This is a genomic window from Streptomyces sp. NBC_00252 (assembly GCF_036187565.1).
Classification (GTDB): domain Bacteria; phylum Actinomycetota; class Actinomycetes; order Streptomycetales; family Streptomycetaceae; genus Streptomyces.
The window spans coordinates 1,503,995-1,517,559 of the sequence record NZ_CP108087.1 but is presented as its reverse complement, the minus strand read 5'-3'; the positions used below and the strand labels follow the sequence as shown (position 1 = coordinate 1,517,559).

Annotated in this window: 11 protein-coding genes; 6 read left to right on the top strand and 5 right to left on the bottom strand. The window is 73.3% G+C overall.

Going from position 1 to position 13,565, the window contains the following annotated elements:
- Positions 1–112 precede the first annotated feature (112 nt).
- A complete protein-coding gene (locus OHT77_RS06615; protein WP_328827069.1) occupies positions 113–1,033 on the bottom strand; it encodes an ABC transporter substrate-binding protein in 921 nt (306 codons plus the stop codon).
- A gap of 386 nt (positions 1,034–1,419) precedes the next feature.
- Here OHT77_RS06615 and OHT77_RS06610 point away from each other — a divergent pair, with 386 nt between their 5' ends.
- On the top strand, positions 1,420–2,304 hold the full coding sequence (locus tag OHT77_RS06610) for a sulfurtransferase (protein ID WP_328827068.1): 885 nt from the start codon (positions 1,420–1,422) through the stop codon (positions 2,302–2,304).
- Positions 2,305–2,452: 148 nt separating this feature from the next.
- Here the strand turns inward: OHT77_RS06610 and absR1 are convergent, their stop codons facing one another.
- Entirely contained in the window at positions 2,453–3,550 is a 1,098-nt protein-coding gene (gene absR1 / locus OHT77_RS06605) for a beta-glucuronidase AbsR1 (RefSeq protein WP_328827067.1), read from the bottom strand.
- A gap of 97 nt (positions 3,551–3,647) precedes the next feature.
- Between absR1 and OHT77_RS06600 the strand changes: the two genes are divergently transcribed.
- On the top strand, positions 3,648–5,555 hold the full coding sequence (locus OHT77_RS06600) for a LuxR family transcriptional regulator AbsR2 (RefSeq protein WP_328827066.1): 1,908 nt from the start codon (positions 3,648–3,650) through the stop codon (positions 5,553–5,555).
- Between the two features lie 118 nt (positions 5,556–5,673).
- Here OHT77_RS06600 and OHT77_RS06595 read toward each other — a convergent pair whose 3' ends face one another.
- Entirely contained in the window at positions 5,674–8,277 is a 2,604-nt protein-coding gene (locus OHT77_RS06595) for a CHAT domain-containing protein (RefSeq protein WP_328827065.1), read from the bottom strand.
- 110 nt (positions 8,278–8,387) lie between these two features.
- Here OHT77_RS06595 and OHT77_RS06590 point away from each other — a divergent pair, with 110 nt between their 5' ends.
- The 3 genes from OHT77_RS06590 to OHT77_RS06580 are packed head-to-tail and all read left to right on the top strand — an operon-like array spanning position 8,388 to position 11,007.
- On the top strand, positions 8,388–9,824 hold the full coding sequence (locus tag OHT77_RS06590; protein WP_328827064.1) for a S8/S53 family peptidase: 1,437 nt from the start codon (positions 8,388–8,390) through the stop codon (positions 9,822–9,824).
- Positions 9,821–10,459 (top strand): RNA polymerase sigma factor, encoded by a 639-nt coding sequence (locus OHT77_RS06585; RefSeq protein ID WP_328827063.1) that lies wholly within the window; start codon positions 9,821–9,823, stop codon positions 10,457–10,459. Before OHT77_RS06590 ends, OHT77_RS06585 begins: the two co-directional genes overlap by 4 nt.
- 5 nt (positions 10,460–10,464) lie before the next feature.
- A complete protein-coding gene (locus OHT77_RS06580) occupies positions 10,465–11,007 on the top strand; it encodes a hypothetical protein (RefSeq protein ID WP_443048201.1) in 543 nt (180 codons plus the stop codon).
- Between the two features lie 22 nt (positions 11,008–11,029).
- Here OHT77_RS06580 and OHT77_RS06575 read toward each other — a convergent pair whose 3' ends face one another.
- Both OHT77_RS06575 and OHT77_RS06570 read right to left on the bottom strand, forming a co-directional pair.
- Complete coding sequence (locus OHT77_RS06575; protein WP_328827061.1) at positions 11,030–12,253, bottom strand: cytochrome P450; 1,224 nt, start codon at positions 12,251–12,253, stop codon at positions 11,030–11,032.
- A 66-nt stretch (positions 12,254–12,319) separates the two neighbouring features.
- Entirely contained in the window at positions 12,320–13,132 is an 813-nt protein-coding gene (locus OHT77_RS06570) for an N-formylglutamate amidohydrolase (RefSeq protein ID WP_328827060.1), read from the bottom strand.
- Positions 13,133–13,216: 84 nt separating this feature from the next.
- Between OHT77_RS06570 and OHT77_RS06565 the strand changes: the two genes are divergently transcribed.
- Positions 13,217–13,558 carry a DUF5713 family protein gene (locus OHT77_RS06565; protein WP_328827059.1) on the top strand — a complete coding sequence of 114 codons (342 nt, stop codon included), beginning with the start codon at positions 13,217–13,219 and terminating at the stop codon, positions 13,556–13,558.
- Positions 13,559–13,565: the final 7 nt, after the last annotated feature.

Genomic DNA, 13,565 nt, shown 5'->3' with positions numbered 1-13,565 from the left:
GTGGGAGGGCTGGCGGGTCGGTCCGGTCACGGCCGACACAGCGCGCTGCCCACCCGCATGAAGTCGACGGCGAGCCGCCGGGTCAGCGACCTCGCCTGGCAGGCCAGGGTTCTCATGTGGCCACGTCCAGCAGGCCGTTGGTGAACGACCGAGCCCAGTCGCGGTCGTCCGGGATCGCGCCGTTCTCCGCGAGCCAGTGCGCGTACGGGCCCATCCGGGTCTCGTCGATGACTCCCCAACGGCCGTCCGTGTCCGTCCAGGTGGGCGCGATCAGGGCGAGGGAGCGGGCGATCAGCGGACGCGGGAAGTACGGGATGACCCGCTCCAGCAACTCCAGCGTGGCGTCCGGCTCCTGGGCGGCGGCCGCGTAGCCGCGTGCCGTGACGGCGAGGAAGTCCCGTACGAGAGAAGGGTGTTGGGCGAGCAGGTCCTCGCTCGTGCCGAGCAGGTAGCTGTGGTAGCGCGGGGCGCCGATCTCGTCGACCGGCCAGGTGAGGCGCTGCTCCTCGGGCAGATCGCCGCGCAGGGCGTCCCAGGACCAGTAGTTGCCGAAGGTCGCGTCCGCCTCGCCCGCCACGATGTCGTCGACGGTCAGCTCGCGGCTGCCCGCGTCCACACCGATCACCGCGTCCGGGTCGCCGCCGTCCGCCGCCACCAGGTGGCGCACCATGGCCCGGCCGCGTGGGGTCGGGTTGTAGGCGATCCGGCGGCCGGCCAGTTCGCGGGGGCGGGTGATCCCGGTCGACGTGGTGGTCTGGATCGCCTCCAGGCCCCGGTGGTTGATCGCGGACACGGCGATCAGCGGCTGGCCGTGCTCCGCGCGCCGCGCCAGCAGCCGGTTCGGCGGGAAGATCCCGAAGTCCACCTCGCCCCGGGCCAGGTACTCCAGCGTGTCCCCGCGTCCCGGATCCTGGACCACCAGCTCGACATCCAGACCGGCCTCCTCGTACCAGCGGCGGGCACGAGCGACGTACAGACCGGCTGAATTCGGCCACGGGTGGAAATAGTCCAGCATGACCCGTATGTGCGGCATGGGGGTGCTCCGGGAGGTGCGCAGGCGTGACGGCGCCTGAAGGGAGAGGGGAGGGGGTACGCGGAGGCGGTGGATCAGTGCGTGCGACAACAACAGGAGCGGCGCGCACGGGTGTTGACCACCGGATGCTGAGGCTCGACTGCTGAAGACACGTGAACTCCTACGCGGGCGCTGAGGCGCGAGTGGTGCGGTCGGCGTCCCCATGGGGGCCGGACTCTCGACGAGCCGGTCCCAGACGCCCTCTCAGCCCAACCGGGTAGGGGCTCCCGCGTAGATGGCCGAACGATAACCGCACCACCTGGATCCTGTGCAAGCGGGGTCCGACATCCGAGACGGCCACGCCCGAGGGATGAGACGCCCAGGTCGCGGGCGTACGATCGGCCGCCATGACCACCACCCTGCTGCCCGGCCCGCTGGTCGACGACACCTGGCTCGCCGCCCACCTCGACGACCCCCGGCTGGTCGTCCTCGACGCCACCGCGCTTCTGCCCTCACCCCGCGAGGACGGCGACTACCGCTCCGCGAGCGGGCGCGAGGCATGGGCGGAGCGGCACCTGCCCGGATCGCGACACGCCGACCTGACCGGCGAGCTCTCCGACCACGAGGTGCCGTACCACTTCGCCGTGCCCGCCCCCGAGGCCCTGGCCGCCGCGCTGGCCCGGCTGGGCGTGGGGGAGGGCGGCGAGGTCGTCTCCTACGACAGCGGCGGCGGCATCTGGGCGGCACGGCTGTGGTGGATGCTCCGGGCGATCGGCGTCCCGGCCGCGGTCCTGGACGGCGGTCTCGAAGCGTGGGAGTCGGCCGGGCGTCCCCTGGCCTCCGGGGACGACACCGAGCCCGCTCCGGCCATCCCGCCCGTGACCCCCGTCGTACGCCCGGATCTGTGGTCCGGCATCGAGGACGTGGCCGCGATCAGCCGCGGCGAGCGCCCCGGCACCCTCGTCTGCGCTCTCCCTATCGGCGGCTACGACGGTTCCGCGCCCACGCGCTACAGCCGCCGCGGTCACATCCCCGCGAGCCGCAGCCTGCCCGGCCGGGGCCTCCTCGACGAGTCCGGCCGTGTGCTGCCCGCCGAGGAGCTGGCGGCACGGGTCGGCGCGGTCCTCGGCACCGACGACTCACCGGTCGTCCTCTACTGCGGCGGAGGCATCTCGGCGGCGGGCGCCGCACTCGCGCTCACACTGCTCGGCCGCACGGACGTGTCCGTGTACGACGGTTCACTGGAGGAGTGGTCCAAGGACCCCGCCCGGCCGATGGAGTTGGGCAACTAGCGTCCAACGTCCCCGCGCGCTATGTGGGTTGAACATGGCGGCGCGGCCGAGGAAACGTCTCCCTCCCCCGAAGGCGACGTTTCCTCGGCCGCTTCCCCCGGCGCCGGACTTGTGGTCCGTCCGCCCGCATGCGGCTGTACCCGTGCTGTTACCAGCACATCACCGCGGTTTCCCCCGAACCCCACGTGGAGTACAGACGCACACGGACGAAGTAGCGGCGGCCCTTGACGAGCCTGACCTTGAGTGTGGCGTTGTGCGGTGTGCCCCCGTCGTCCTGCCCGGCGAGGAAGCGCGGTTCGCCGTCCCGTTCCTCGAAGACCACGACGACCGTGTCGCTGTCCCCGAAGGAGCCGACGGCGTACTCGCGCGTCTGTGTCGGCTCGATCGCGAAGTCGGCCTGCTCGCCCGGCCCCAGGCGCAGCGGCGCCGACCGGAACGGCACCAGTCCGGCCGGCCGGGGAGGGCCGACGGGCGGGTACCAGCGCAGGACGAACTCCTTGTCGCAGGGGGAGAGGCTGCCGTGCGGGTGCAGGCCCGTGCGGTACTCCTCCGGCTCTAGGATCAGTCCCGACGCGAACGGGTACTCCATGATCGACTGCGGGTCCCAGACGGAGCCGTTGACCTCGTCCGGGTCGAGCTTGCGCAGGACGTTGAAGCGTGTCCTGTCCCGGCTCCAGAAGTTCGGCGGGCCCGCCAGTTCGGCGTAGACGGCCTCGTCGTCCCAGTGGATGCCGGCGAACGGGCTCTGGTGCTCGTGCAGCATGCCCAGGGCGTGCCCGATCTCGTGCAGGGCCGTACCGCGCTGTCCCGGTGCGGTCAGGTCCCACCCGAAGTTCATGGTGCGGTCGGACAGCCCGATCGTGAGCGCGTCACGGCCCACCGCCGACCAGGAGCCGTCACCGGGCTGGAACCCGATACGCAGCTCCGCCTCCGAACGGTCCCCGACCTCGGCGAAGTCGACGCCGATCCCGAGTCCCCGCCACTCACGGAAGCACTCGCGTACGACGTCCTGCTGCTCCTTGGCACCGGCCCACGGAACCCGCCGCCGCTCGCCGGTCCCGGGGACCGGGATGACGGACGTGTCGGTGGCGGCCGCGTTGTCGGCGTCGAAGAAGTAGTAGTGCAGGACCGTGCCGTTGACCCACATACGGCTTCCGCCGATGAGCGCACCGCGCCGCTCGGCGGCCAGTCCCGGTGCGAACTCCGGGGCCGGCTGCTGCGCGAGGGAGCAGTAGCGGGTGGTCATGCGACCAGATTGCCGTCGACCGTTCCCGGGCGCCTGAGTCGAGGGCTACTCAAGTCACCCTGTATCAGGGCTGAGTAGCCCGACTCATATCTGCGTGATGACTTTCGAACAGGACGCGAAGACCCTGGAACTGCCCTGGCCGTTCACCGGCAGGCAGGACGAACTGGAGCTGGTCAGGGGCTCGTTGACGGCCGGACGGCACGGCATCGTGGTGACCGGGCCGGCGGGCCGGGGCAAGACCCGGCTGGTCACCGAGGCCGTCCGGGGCAGCGACTGCGCCAAGGTCACCGGGACTCCCGAGACCCGTGGGCTGCCCTTCGCCGCGTTCGCGCACCTGCTCCCCGAAAGCGTCTCCCTGCACCGCGCGGTCCAACTCCTCTCCGGCGTGCGGCTGTTGGTGGTGGACGACGCCCATCTCCTCGACGACTCCTCGGCCGCGCTCGTGCACCAGCTCGCCGTGCACTCCCGTACCCGTCTGGTGATCGTGGTGGCCGACGGCGAGCCCGTGCCCGGCGCCGTATCGCGGCTGTGGACAGGGGAGTTGCTGCCGCGTCTCGCGCTGGAGCCGCTGCCCCGGGAGGAGACGGCCCAGTTGCTCGCGGCGGGCGCGGGCGGCCCGCTGGACGCCCTCACCGTGAACCGCCTCAACCGCCTCTGCCAGGGTGATCTGCGGCTGCTGCGCGACCTGTTCGGCGCGGTGCGCGAGCGCGGGCTGCTCACCCGGGCCACCGACTCCGACGAGTGGGCGTGGCGCGGCCCGGTGCCGGTCACCGCGACGGTCCGCGAGCGCACCGCGCAAGTCCTCGACCACACCGGCCCCGAGGAGCGCGAGATCCTCGAACGCCTGGCGTTCGCCGAGCCGTTGGCGTCCTCGCTCGACGACTTCGGCCTCGACGTCCTCGAACGCCTGGAGACCGAGGCGCTGGTCCACGTCGACGACCAGGGCGGCGTCCGCCTCGCCCACCCGCTGCACGGCCCAGCGCTGCGCGCCGCCGCCGGCCGGCTCCGGGCCCGCCGGCTGGCCCGCACCCCGGACCAGTGCGCCCCCGCCCTCGCGGCCGAACGGGCCGCACTGACCGACCGCATCGACCGCACCGACGTACGCCCGCTGCCGACACCCGTGGGAGAGTGGCTGGTCGCGGAGGGCGCACCGGTTCCGGCCGGGTACGCCGCCGTCCGCGCCCGGTTCGCGCGACTGCGGGGCGAGCTGCGCGAGGCGGCGGCCTGGGCGCGCGAAGGGCTGCGGGAGGCCGCGGGCAACCGGGCCTGCGCGGCCGAACTCGCCCTGGCCGCCGCTCAGTCGGGCGACGTGCCCGCCGCCGACGAGGCGCTGACCCGCCCCGCGTCCGACGACGCGGGCGGCTGGCTCGCGGCGGCCCGCGGCGACGTGGAGTCGGCGCGCGCGACCGTGGCCGAGGCGCTGGCACCGAGCCGGCGCAGGGACGACGAGAGGATGCGCGGCACCGCCGTCGAGGACGGCAGGCCCGCCGCCTACGTCCTCTACGACGCCGTACGCCTCGGTGCTCCCGAGCGCGTCGCGGGCCGCCTCGCCCGGCTGCCCGGCGACGGACCGGCCGTTCTCGCCCGGCACGCGGAGGCGCTGGTCGAGGGCGACGGGCCCGCACTGGACCGGGTGGCGGGGGAGTTGGAGCAGCGCGGCTTCCTGCTGTTCGCCGCCGAGGCACACGCCCAGGCCGTCCGCGCCCACCGCGACCCGCGCGCCGCGCGCATGTCCCGCACCCGCGCGGTCGCCCTCGCCCGCCGCTGCCAGGGAGCCCGCACCCCGGCCCTGTCCGGCCTGGTCCTCGGCGAACTCACCGCCCGCCAGCGCCAGATCGTCACCCTCGCGGCCGCGGGCCTCAGCAACCGCCAGATCGCCGACCGCCTCACCCTCTCCGTCCGCACGGTCGGCAACCACCTCTACAGCGCCTACGCCCGCCTCGGCGCGAGCGACCGCGGCGCACTGCCGTGGCTGGTGGAACTGCCTGCGGCGCAGTCGGCGTAAGGGGGGTGACCGGGGCGGATCCGCGTCGCCGGGAGTGTGGCTCGGACTGAACTGCCCGATGCCCGGCCTCACCCGGCCCGCGACGTCACCCGCCCCGCGTTCACCCCACCCGCCCCGCTCAGGCCGCCCCGAACGCCGAGAACGCCCACCCCGTCGCCTGATGCACCGCGTCCCCGGGCAGCGCCGCCCGGGCGTCACGCAACGCCTCCGCCAAGGACAGGCCCGTGCTCAGCCCCTTGTGGAGGGACAGCATCAAGGGGACGACCGCCGCGTCGTTGACCGGGGCGCTGCTCGCGATGACGCCTGCGGTGCCCAGCGGGAGCAACGCCGTGACCAGGCCTAGGAGTTCGTCCGCGCCGACCGACGCGAGGCGGGCCGTGTCGCAGCTGGAGAGGATGATGCGGTACGGGCTGCGGGCGAGACGTTCGAAGTCGTGGACGATGAGCGGACCGTCGGCCATGCGCAGCGACGAGAACAGGGGACTGTCCGCGCGGAACGTGCCGTGGGCCGCGATGTGCGCCAGCGTCGCGCCGTCCAACTCGGCCAGCACACGCGGGACTTCGGCGTCGTCGTGCTCCAGGACCGTGGGCCTGCCGTACTGGTCGGCGAGGTCAGGGACCTCCGCGCCGCCCGTCGCCAGACCCGGTCCGCGCACCAGGACGTGCCGACCGCCCGACGGCGGCTCGGTGTCCAGCGCGCGCAGCCAACTGCCCGCCGACGGCGACACACTGAGGACGCGGTCGCGCAGCGAGGGCAGCAACGCCCAGGGAACGCGGTGGAGTCGGCCCGGCGGAACCACGACCACCGGTCCCGAGCCCAAGTGCCGTGCCGCTTCGCCCAGAAGGAGTTCCTCCAGGTGCCGGCCCGCCGCCTCCACCACCGGGAGCCGCGCCTCCGCCCCGGGGTGCGCCAGGCGTCGTAGACCCGCCTGGATGTGTTCCGCCTCGGCCATCGCCTCCGCGAGCAGGCCCGTCTCGAAGCGGCGGACGCGGCCGTCGCCGCAGAGCAGGACGTGCACGCGGCCGTCCACCACGGCGAGTTCGACCAAGCGGCCCTCACCGAGGCGTGCCAGCAGGCGAGTCGGGTCGAAGCGGTCGCCCTCGCCGGGGGCGTCGCCGCGCATGTGGAGGGTGCGGGAGCGGATCTCCCGTTCCAGGCGCCGCTGTTCACGCTCAAGGGCCGGTACCGGGTGACCCTCCATGCGGGCCTCCTCCGCGCGGGCGGCGATCTCGCGGAACGCCGTCAGACCGCTCAGCAGGGCCGGGTCGGAGGGCGGCCTGGTGGGCGGGGTGGAGAGGGCCGTCGCCCGCCAGCGTTCGCTCCAGACCAGGAGACGGCGCGGACCGCCGGAAGCGAGGCTCGCGCGCTGGGCCAGGGCCGCCAGTTCCGCTCCCTGTGCCGTGGCCCGCGCCCTCAACTCCGAGGCGCCCAGGGTCGTACGGTGATCGTCGAGCACGTCGAGGCCGCGGCGGCACGCCTCCAGGACACCGCGACCGGAGCCCGCCGCCTGCGCGCGCAGCGCCTGCGCCGCCCAACCCGTCATCCTGGCCAGTGGCGGCCCACCGTGTCTGCTGCGCGCGGCCACCGCCAAGTGCCGTTCCGCGTCCACCGTCCAGCCCAGGGCGAGTGCGATCCGGCCCGCGAGCAGCGAGGCCTCCGGTGCGGACGGTGAGCCGAACGCGGCCAGCCGGTCGGCTACCGAGGCCGCGTCCGCCACCAGCCGCCCCGACGCCCGCCCGCCCGCCAACCTCGCCTCGATCAGCACCAGTCGGGCGTGCGTCTCCCACCAGGTGCGGCGCTGCGCGGCGAACAGCCGTACCGCCACGGCCGCGCGGGCGATCGCCGTGTGCGGATCGTCCGCGAGCCGGGCGGCCCGGGCGGCCACGAGCAGCAACTCGGCCTTGCGCGTGGACTGTCCGCCGATGCCGTCGAGCAGCCGGACCGCCGCGTCCGCGTGCGTGAGCGCCTCCCCGGCGAGGCCCGCGCTCATCAGCACCTCGCAGCGGCGGATGATGAGCATGAACGTCGGCGTGGCGAGTTTGGCGTACATCTCCTCGGCCTCGTCCAGGAGTTGGAGCGCCACGGGGATGTCGCCCGACCGGAAGGCGGCCAGGCCCCGGCTCTCCACCGCGTCCGCCTTGTCGTGCTCCTGGCCGGTGGTCTCCCACAGCCGCTCGGCCGCCGTGAAGTCGGCGTCGGCCCGGTCCACCGCGCCGAGCGCGAGATGCACGGTCGCGCGCAGGGTGAGCGCCCGGGCGATCCAGATGACGTCATCCGCCTGCCGCAGCACGGCAATGGCCCGTCGTACGTCCTCGAGCGCCTCGGGGTGCCGGCCCAGCACCCACCAGACGTACGCCCGCCGGTACAGCACGCGCGCCCGGGTCTGCCCCGTGCCGCGCGCGATGCCCCGCTCGAAGGCCTCCAGGCCCTGCCGGGTGCGGCCCGCGTGCACCAGCGCCACGCCCAGGGTGCCCAGGACGTCCGCCTCACGCTCCGCCGAGTCCGCACGGGCCGCCAGGTCACGGGCCCGCCGCAGATGGTGCAGGGCGAGCCGGATGTCGCCGAAGTCCCGTTGCCAGATGCCGATCACATGGTGCGCCACAGAGGCCTGGAACGGCGTCGGATCGCCGTCGAGGACCTCCCGCGCACCGGCCAGCGCCTCGCCCGGCGCCGCGAACACCATCGGCAGCAGTTCGAGAACCGAGTCGCTTCCCGCAGTCACTCCGCGCATCCTAGTGGCCCCAGGTGCAGACCTCACAGGTTTGGTGCTGTATCAAGTAGCGGTCCGGCGGCTCTGATTGACGACCGCCGCCGCAGTGGGAGGAACACGCCATGGCGCCACAGCGATTCCACGAGCAGTTCGACCAGATCCAGCGCTCGATGCCCGACGTCCCCCTGGCGATGGGGCCGGACGACTCCGCCGAGTTCTTCTACGAGAAGGGCGTCGTGCTCGCCCGCGACGGCGAGGAGGCCCGCCTCGTCGAGGACACCGTCCGCACGCACTTCACCGCGGTCACCGGCCTCAGCGAGGACTCCGTCCGCCGCGCGGGCCCCGAGACCAACCGCTCCGGCATCACCCGCATCCAGGTCGGCGACCCGGGCATCGGCGACCGGAGCGGCGACCACGCCGTGGCCAACGCGCTGCGCGCCCTGCGCGAACCGGAGGGCCGCGCCGGACGCCGGCTGATCAGCCGCAACCACGTGGTGTCGATCGCGGTGAACGCCTGCCCGGGCGACGAGCCCGTGCCCGCCCCGCTCGCCGAGGGCGCCAACCCGGCCCCGGCGGAGGCCGGTTACGACGCGGACACCGCCGTGGGCGTCCTCGTCATCGACACCGGCCTCATGCACGACTACCGGTCCTACCCGCTGCTCGCCCACGTCCAGGGCGACGCCCAGATCAGGGAGACCGACGACTCGGGAGTGCTCCAACAGTACGTAGGACACGGCACGTTCATCGCCGGACTCGTCGCGGCGGTCTCGCCCAACACCGAGGTCACCGTCCGCAACACCCTCAACGACGCGGGCGCCATCCTCGAATCCGACTTCGGCGAGGCGCTGTTCGCGGCCGTCGACGAGCACGGCTGGCCCGACGTCATCAGCCTCTCCGCCGGCACGTCGAACGGCCGTACCGACGGACTCCTCGGCGTCGAGGGCTTCATGCAGGCCCTGCGCGGCCAGCGCACTCTGCTCGTCGCGGCGGCCGGCAACAACGCCAGCGCCACCCCGTTCTGGCCCGCCGCCTACGCCGACCTGCCCGACTTCCAGGACGTCGTCCTCTCGGTCGGCGCGCTGCGCGGCGACGGCGAGTTCGGCGCCTGCTTCAGCAACCACGGCGCCTGGGTCAAGGCCTACGCCCCCGGCGAGCGGCTCGTCGGCCCCCTCACCGGGTTCGAGGCGCCCGTGCCGTACGCCTACCAGCACACCACCTACGACGCCTGCCGGTTCGGCTTCACCTACTCCTGCACCTGCCAATCACCCACCCACAAGGGCGTGTTGAGCCAGGCCGGGGAAACCGAGCCGGGCGACCCGGACCAGGTGACCTTCGAGGGGCTCGCCCGCTGGAGCGGCACCTCGTTCGCCGCACCCGTCGCCGCCGGCATGGTCGCCGCCTTCATGACCGCGAACAAGGAGACCGACGCGCGCGTGGCCCGTACCCAACTCCTCACGGGGAACACCGAGTACGCCGAAGTGCGCGGGGCGCATGTACCGGCGCTGCGCCCACCCACCTGGCGCCCGGTCCCCGTCGTACCGCTCTCCCCTCCGGCATGACGGCCGGAACCATCCCCTCCACGGCGTACGATGACATGCCGTACACGAGGGGTGGCACCGTGGACCGTGCAGAAGTCGGCGCGCTCGTCCAGTCCGCCGTCGACGGCGACGCGGCGGCCTGGAAGGCGCTCGTGGAGGGGCTCAGCCCACTGGTCTGGTCCGTGGTGCGCGCGCACCGGCTCTCCGACGCCGACGGCCACGAGGTGTACCAGACCGTGTGGTTCCGCTTCGCCCAGCATCTGCGGCGCATCCGCGAGCCCGAGAAGGCCGGCTCCTGGCTCGCCAGCACGGCACGCAACGAATGCCTTAAAGTGATCAAGAGCCTACGGCGGCTCATGCCCACCGACGATCCTCACCTCCTCGACCGCATCAGCGAGGAGCGCACCCCCGAGCAGTCGCTGATCGACTCGGAGGAGGCCGCCTCGGACGCCGAGCGCATCCGGCGACTGTGGCAGGAGTTCGAGGAACTGGGCGAGCGGTGCAGGCAGTTGCTGCGGGTGCTGATGGCCTCGCCGCCGCCCAGCTACCAGGAGGTGTCCGCCGGCCTGGGTATCGCCGTCGGCAGCATCGGCCCGATGCGCCAGCGCTGTCTGCGCCGGCTGCGGGCCCGACTCGACGCCCGGGGGGCGGTGTGAACGGCATGCACGACGACGGCTACGACCCGTTCGAGACCTTCGGCCAGGACCCTTCAAGTGAGGATGAGGTGACCGGCCCGGAGGGCGAACCTGGCGACGACGGAGGGGAGTTCGACGACAGCCTCCTGGAGGAGGAGCTGCGTCAGGCCGCCGCCATCCTGGACCCGGTCCCCGCCGACCTCCGTCAACTCGCCATGGACGCCTACGCGTTGTACGACATGGACGCCCGGCTCGCGGAGCTGACCTTCGACTCCCTCATCGACGCGATCCCGGTGAGAGGGGCCATGGACGTGCCCCGCATGCTGACCTTCACGGCGGGCGACCTCAGCATCGACGTGGAGGTGACGAGCGAGGGCCTGATGGGCCAGGTGATGCCGCCCCAGCCGGCCGGCATCGAGGTCCTGAACGGCCCCCAGACCCTGCGCCCCACCACCCTCACGGCCGACGCCCTGGGCCGCTTCACCAGCGACGCACCCCCGACCGGCCCCTTCGCGCTACGGCTGCGGGCGGGCGGGGAGGTCGTCGTCACGGAGTGGCTGCGGGCGTGAACCGCGGTGCGCGCGGTCCGGCCTACCAGGTCACCGGCAGTGTCTGCGGTCCCCGGATCATCGTCTTCCGGCGCCAGACGATCTCCTCGGCGGGGACGGCCAGTCGGAGCCCGGGCAGCCGGTCCAGCAGGGTGTCGACGAGGAGTTCGGTCTGCAGACGGGCCAGGACGGCACCGGTGCAGTAGTGCGAGCCGTTGCCGAGGGCCAGATGCGGGTTGGGGTCGCGGTCCACGTCGATGACGTCCGGGTCGGGGAACACGGCCGGGTCGCGGTTGGCGGCGAGGTAGGAGACGTAGACCGGATCGCCGGTACTGATCCGCAGGCCGTGCAACTCGACGTCCTCCAGGGCGATCCGGGCCAGACCGACCGACGAGCGGTGCGGGATGAACCGCAGGAGTTCGTCCAACGCGGCCTCCCTGCAATCGGGTTGGGCGCGCAGGCGGTCCAGCAGGTCGGGGCGGGTGAGCATCAGGTACAGCATCTGGCCGCAGTTGTGGGTGACCGCCTCCCCGCCGATCTGCAGCGGGCCCGCCACACCGGACGCTTCCTCTTCGCTGATCTCGCCGCGGGCCACGGCACCGCCCAGCAGGGAGTACACGTCGGTGCCGTCGCTGTCGGCGCGGGCGCGGATCGTGTCCGTGATCCACGCGTACATGCCCTGCTTGGCGCGGTCCGCGGCCTCGGCGCCGCCGGACGTGGAGATGATCTGCCGGGTCCACGCGTGCACCTGCTCACGGTCCGCGTCCGGCACCCCCATCACCTCGCTGACCACGGCGATCGGGAAGGGCTCCAGGACCCGCTCGATCAGGTCCGCCGGGGGGCCGTCCGCCACGACTCCGTCGACGAGCGGGTCGAGCAGTGCCTGCGCGCGGGGCCGCAGCCGCCTCATCGCGCCGACCGTGAACGCGCCCGCGATCGCCTTGCGCAGCCGGTTGTGGTCCGGCTGGTCGGCGAACGCCAGTGACCCCGGGCGGGGCTTGAAGTGCGGGGCCATGCGCGTCACTTGACGTGTGGTGACCTCCGCGCGGCCGAACCGCGGATCGTTGGTGATCATCTTCACGTCGTCGTAGCGGGTCGCCAGCCACGCCCAGCCCTCGCCGTGCGGCAGCCGGATCCGGGTCAGCGGGCCCTCGCGCATCAGCTCCGCGAGGACCGGGTCGAACTCCGTCCCGGTCAGGTCGAGCGGGGGCCAGTCCCGCACGGGGGGCGGGGCCTGGCCGGTCAGCGTGGTGGTCTCCTCGGTCATGCTGCCCACCCTCGTACGCCCCCGGCCGCCTGTCCTGCGGGAGTGCTCCAGCCGGAGGGCCGGGCGTCACCCGGACACGGCGTCCACGAGTGCCGTCAGCGCGGAGACGAGCCGGGCGACTCCGGGTCCTTCGGCCGCACCGCCGGGTTCGGACATGTAGGTGTCCCGGCGGATCTCCACCATGAGGGCGCCGACGGCGGGCTCCTTGCCGTAGAACTCCAGCGGGACGTACGTACCGATGAACGGGCTGTCGAGGCCGATCCCGCCGCACTCCGCGAACGCCTCGCGGGCCGCCGACAGGAGTGCGGGCGGGGTGTGGAAGGCGTCGGTGCCGAGGCAGACGGCGGGGCGGGGGTCGGTGCCGTGGAGTTCGTAGGGGAGCGGGGCGGTGGGGTAGGAGTGCACGTCGATGACGACGGCCCGGCCGGTGGCGGCGAGGCGGTCGGCGACGGCGTCCGTCATGGCGCGGGCGTAGGGGCGGAACCAGCGCGCGAGGAGGGGCTCGGGGTCGTGGTCGGCGGGGCGCAGGTCGGCGCGGTGGGTGGTGCGGGTGTAGACCGCGCCCATGCCGACGGCGAGCATCTCCTCGCGCTCGTCCGGGAAGCGTTCCGGGTCGACGACCAGGCGCGAGAGCCGGTTCACGAACCGCCACGGGGTGACCGCACACGCGCGTGCCGCCTCGTCCGCGATCCGGGCGGTGTGGCTGTCGGTGATGTGGTCGAGTTCGCGGGCCAGCGCCGGGTCGTCCAGCAGGATGTCCGCGCGGACGTCGGCCGGTATCTCCCGCGCGGAGTGCGGGACATGGAGGATCACGGGCGAGTCGGCGGCGCCGGGCAGCAGCTCGAAGGACGGCCCGGAGGACGGCGCGGAGGGGGTCACGGGCGGCTCCCGGAGGCGTTGTCAGTGGCGTGGTGCAGGATCAACGTATCGGCAACGACGATCACGGACCGGGGGAGCACCACCATGCCCGTCAGCAACGAGCAGATCACCGAGCACGCCTTCCTGCGCGGGCTGTACCGGGACGCGTACTACCCCGACCACGTCGTCGACCTCGGCAAGGCGGTCCTGCTGCGCCTGTGCGAGCGCATCGAGACCGAGCGCCCCGCCGACCTGCCCGCGCTGTACGCCCTCACCGAGGTCGCCACCGAGGAGTTCAACGCCCTGCAGGACGACTTCGAGGCGGCCGACAGCGAGATCGAGACGGTGGCCCGCGAGGAGATAGCCGAGGACTTCTGGTTCGTGGCCAAGGCGTACGGCTTCGCGGACGCGGACGTGGAGGAACTGATCGCCGTACGGGACTGGTGAGCGGCCG

Bases quoted from the DNA above. Each gene is read 5' to 3' on its own strand.
- OHT77_RS06615 (WP_328827069.1), bottom strand. From the start codon at position 1,033: ATGCCGCACATACGGGTCATGCTGGACTATTTCCACCCGTGGCCGAAT.
- OHT77_RS06585 (WP_328827063.1), top strand. From the start codon at position 9,821: ATGACGGCCGGAACCATCCCCTCCACGGCGTACGATGACATGCCGTAC.
- absR1 (WP_328827067.1), bottom strand. From the start codon at position 3,550: ATGACCACCCGCTACTGCTCCCTCGCGCAGCAGCCGGCCCCGGAGTTC.
- OHT77_RS06575 (WP_328827061.1), bottom strand. From the start codon at position 12,253: ATGACCGAGGAGACCACCACGCTGACCGGCCAGGCCCCGCCCCCCGTG.
- OHT77_RS06580 (WP_443048201.1), top strand. From the start codon at position 10,465: ATGCACGACGACGGCTACGACCCGTTCGAGACCTTCGGCCAGGACCCT.
- OHT77_RS06610 (WP_328827068.1), top strand. From the start codon at position 1,420: ATGACCACCACCCTGCTGCCCGGCCCGCTGGTCGACGACACCTGGCTC.
- OHT77_RS06565 (WP_328827059.1), top strand. From the start codon at position 13,217: ATGCCCGTCAGCAACGAGCAGATCACCGAGCACGCCTTCCTGCGCGGG.
- OHT77_RS06590 (WP_328827064.1), top strand. From the start codon at position 8,388: ATGGCGCCACAGCGATTCCACGAGCAGTTCGACCAGATCCAGCGCTCG.
- OHT77_RS06600 (WP_328827066.1), top strand. From the start codon at position 3,648: ATGACTTTCGAACAGGACGCGAAGACCCTGGAACTGCCCTGGCCGTTC.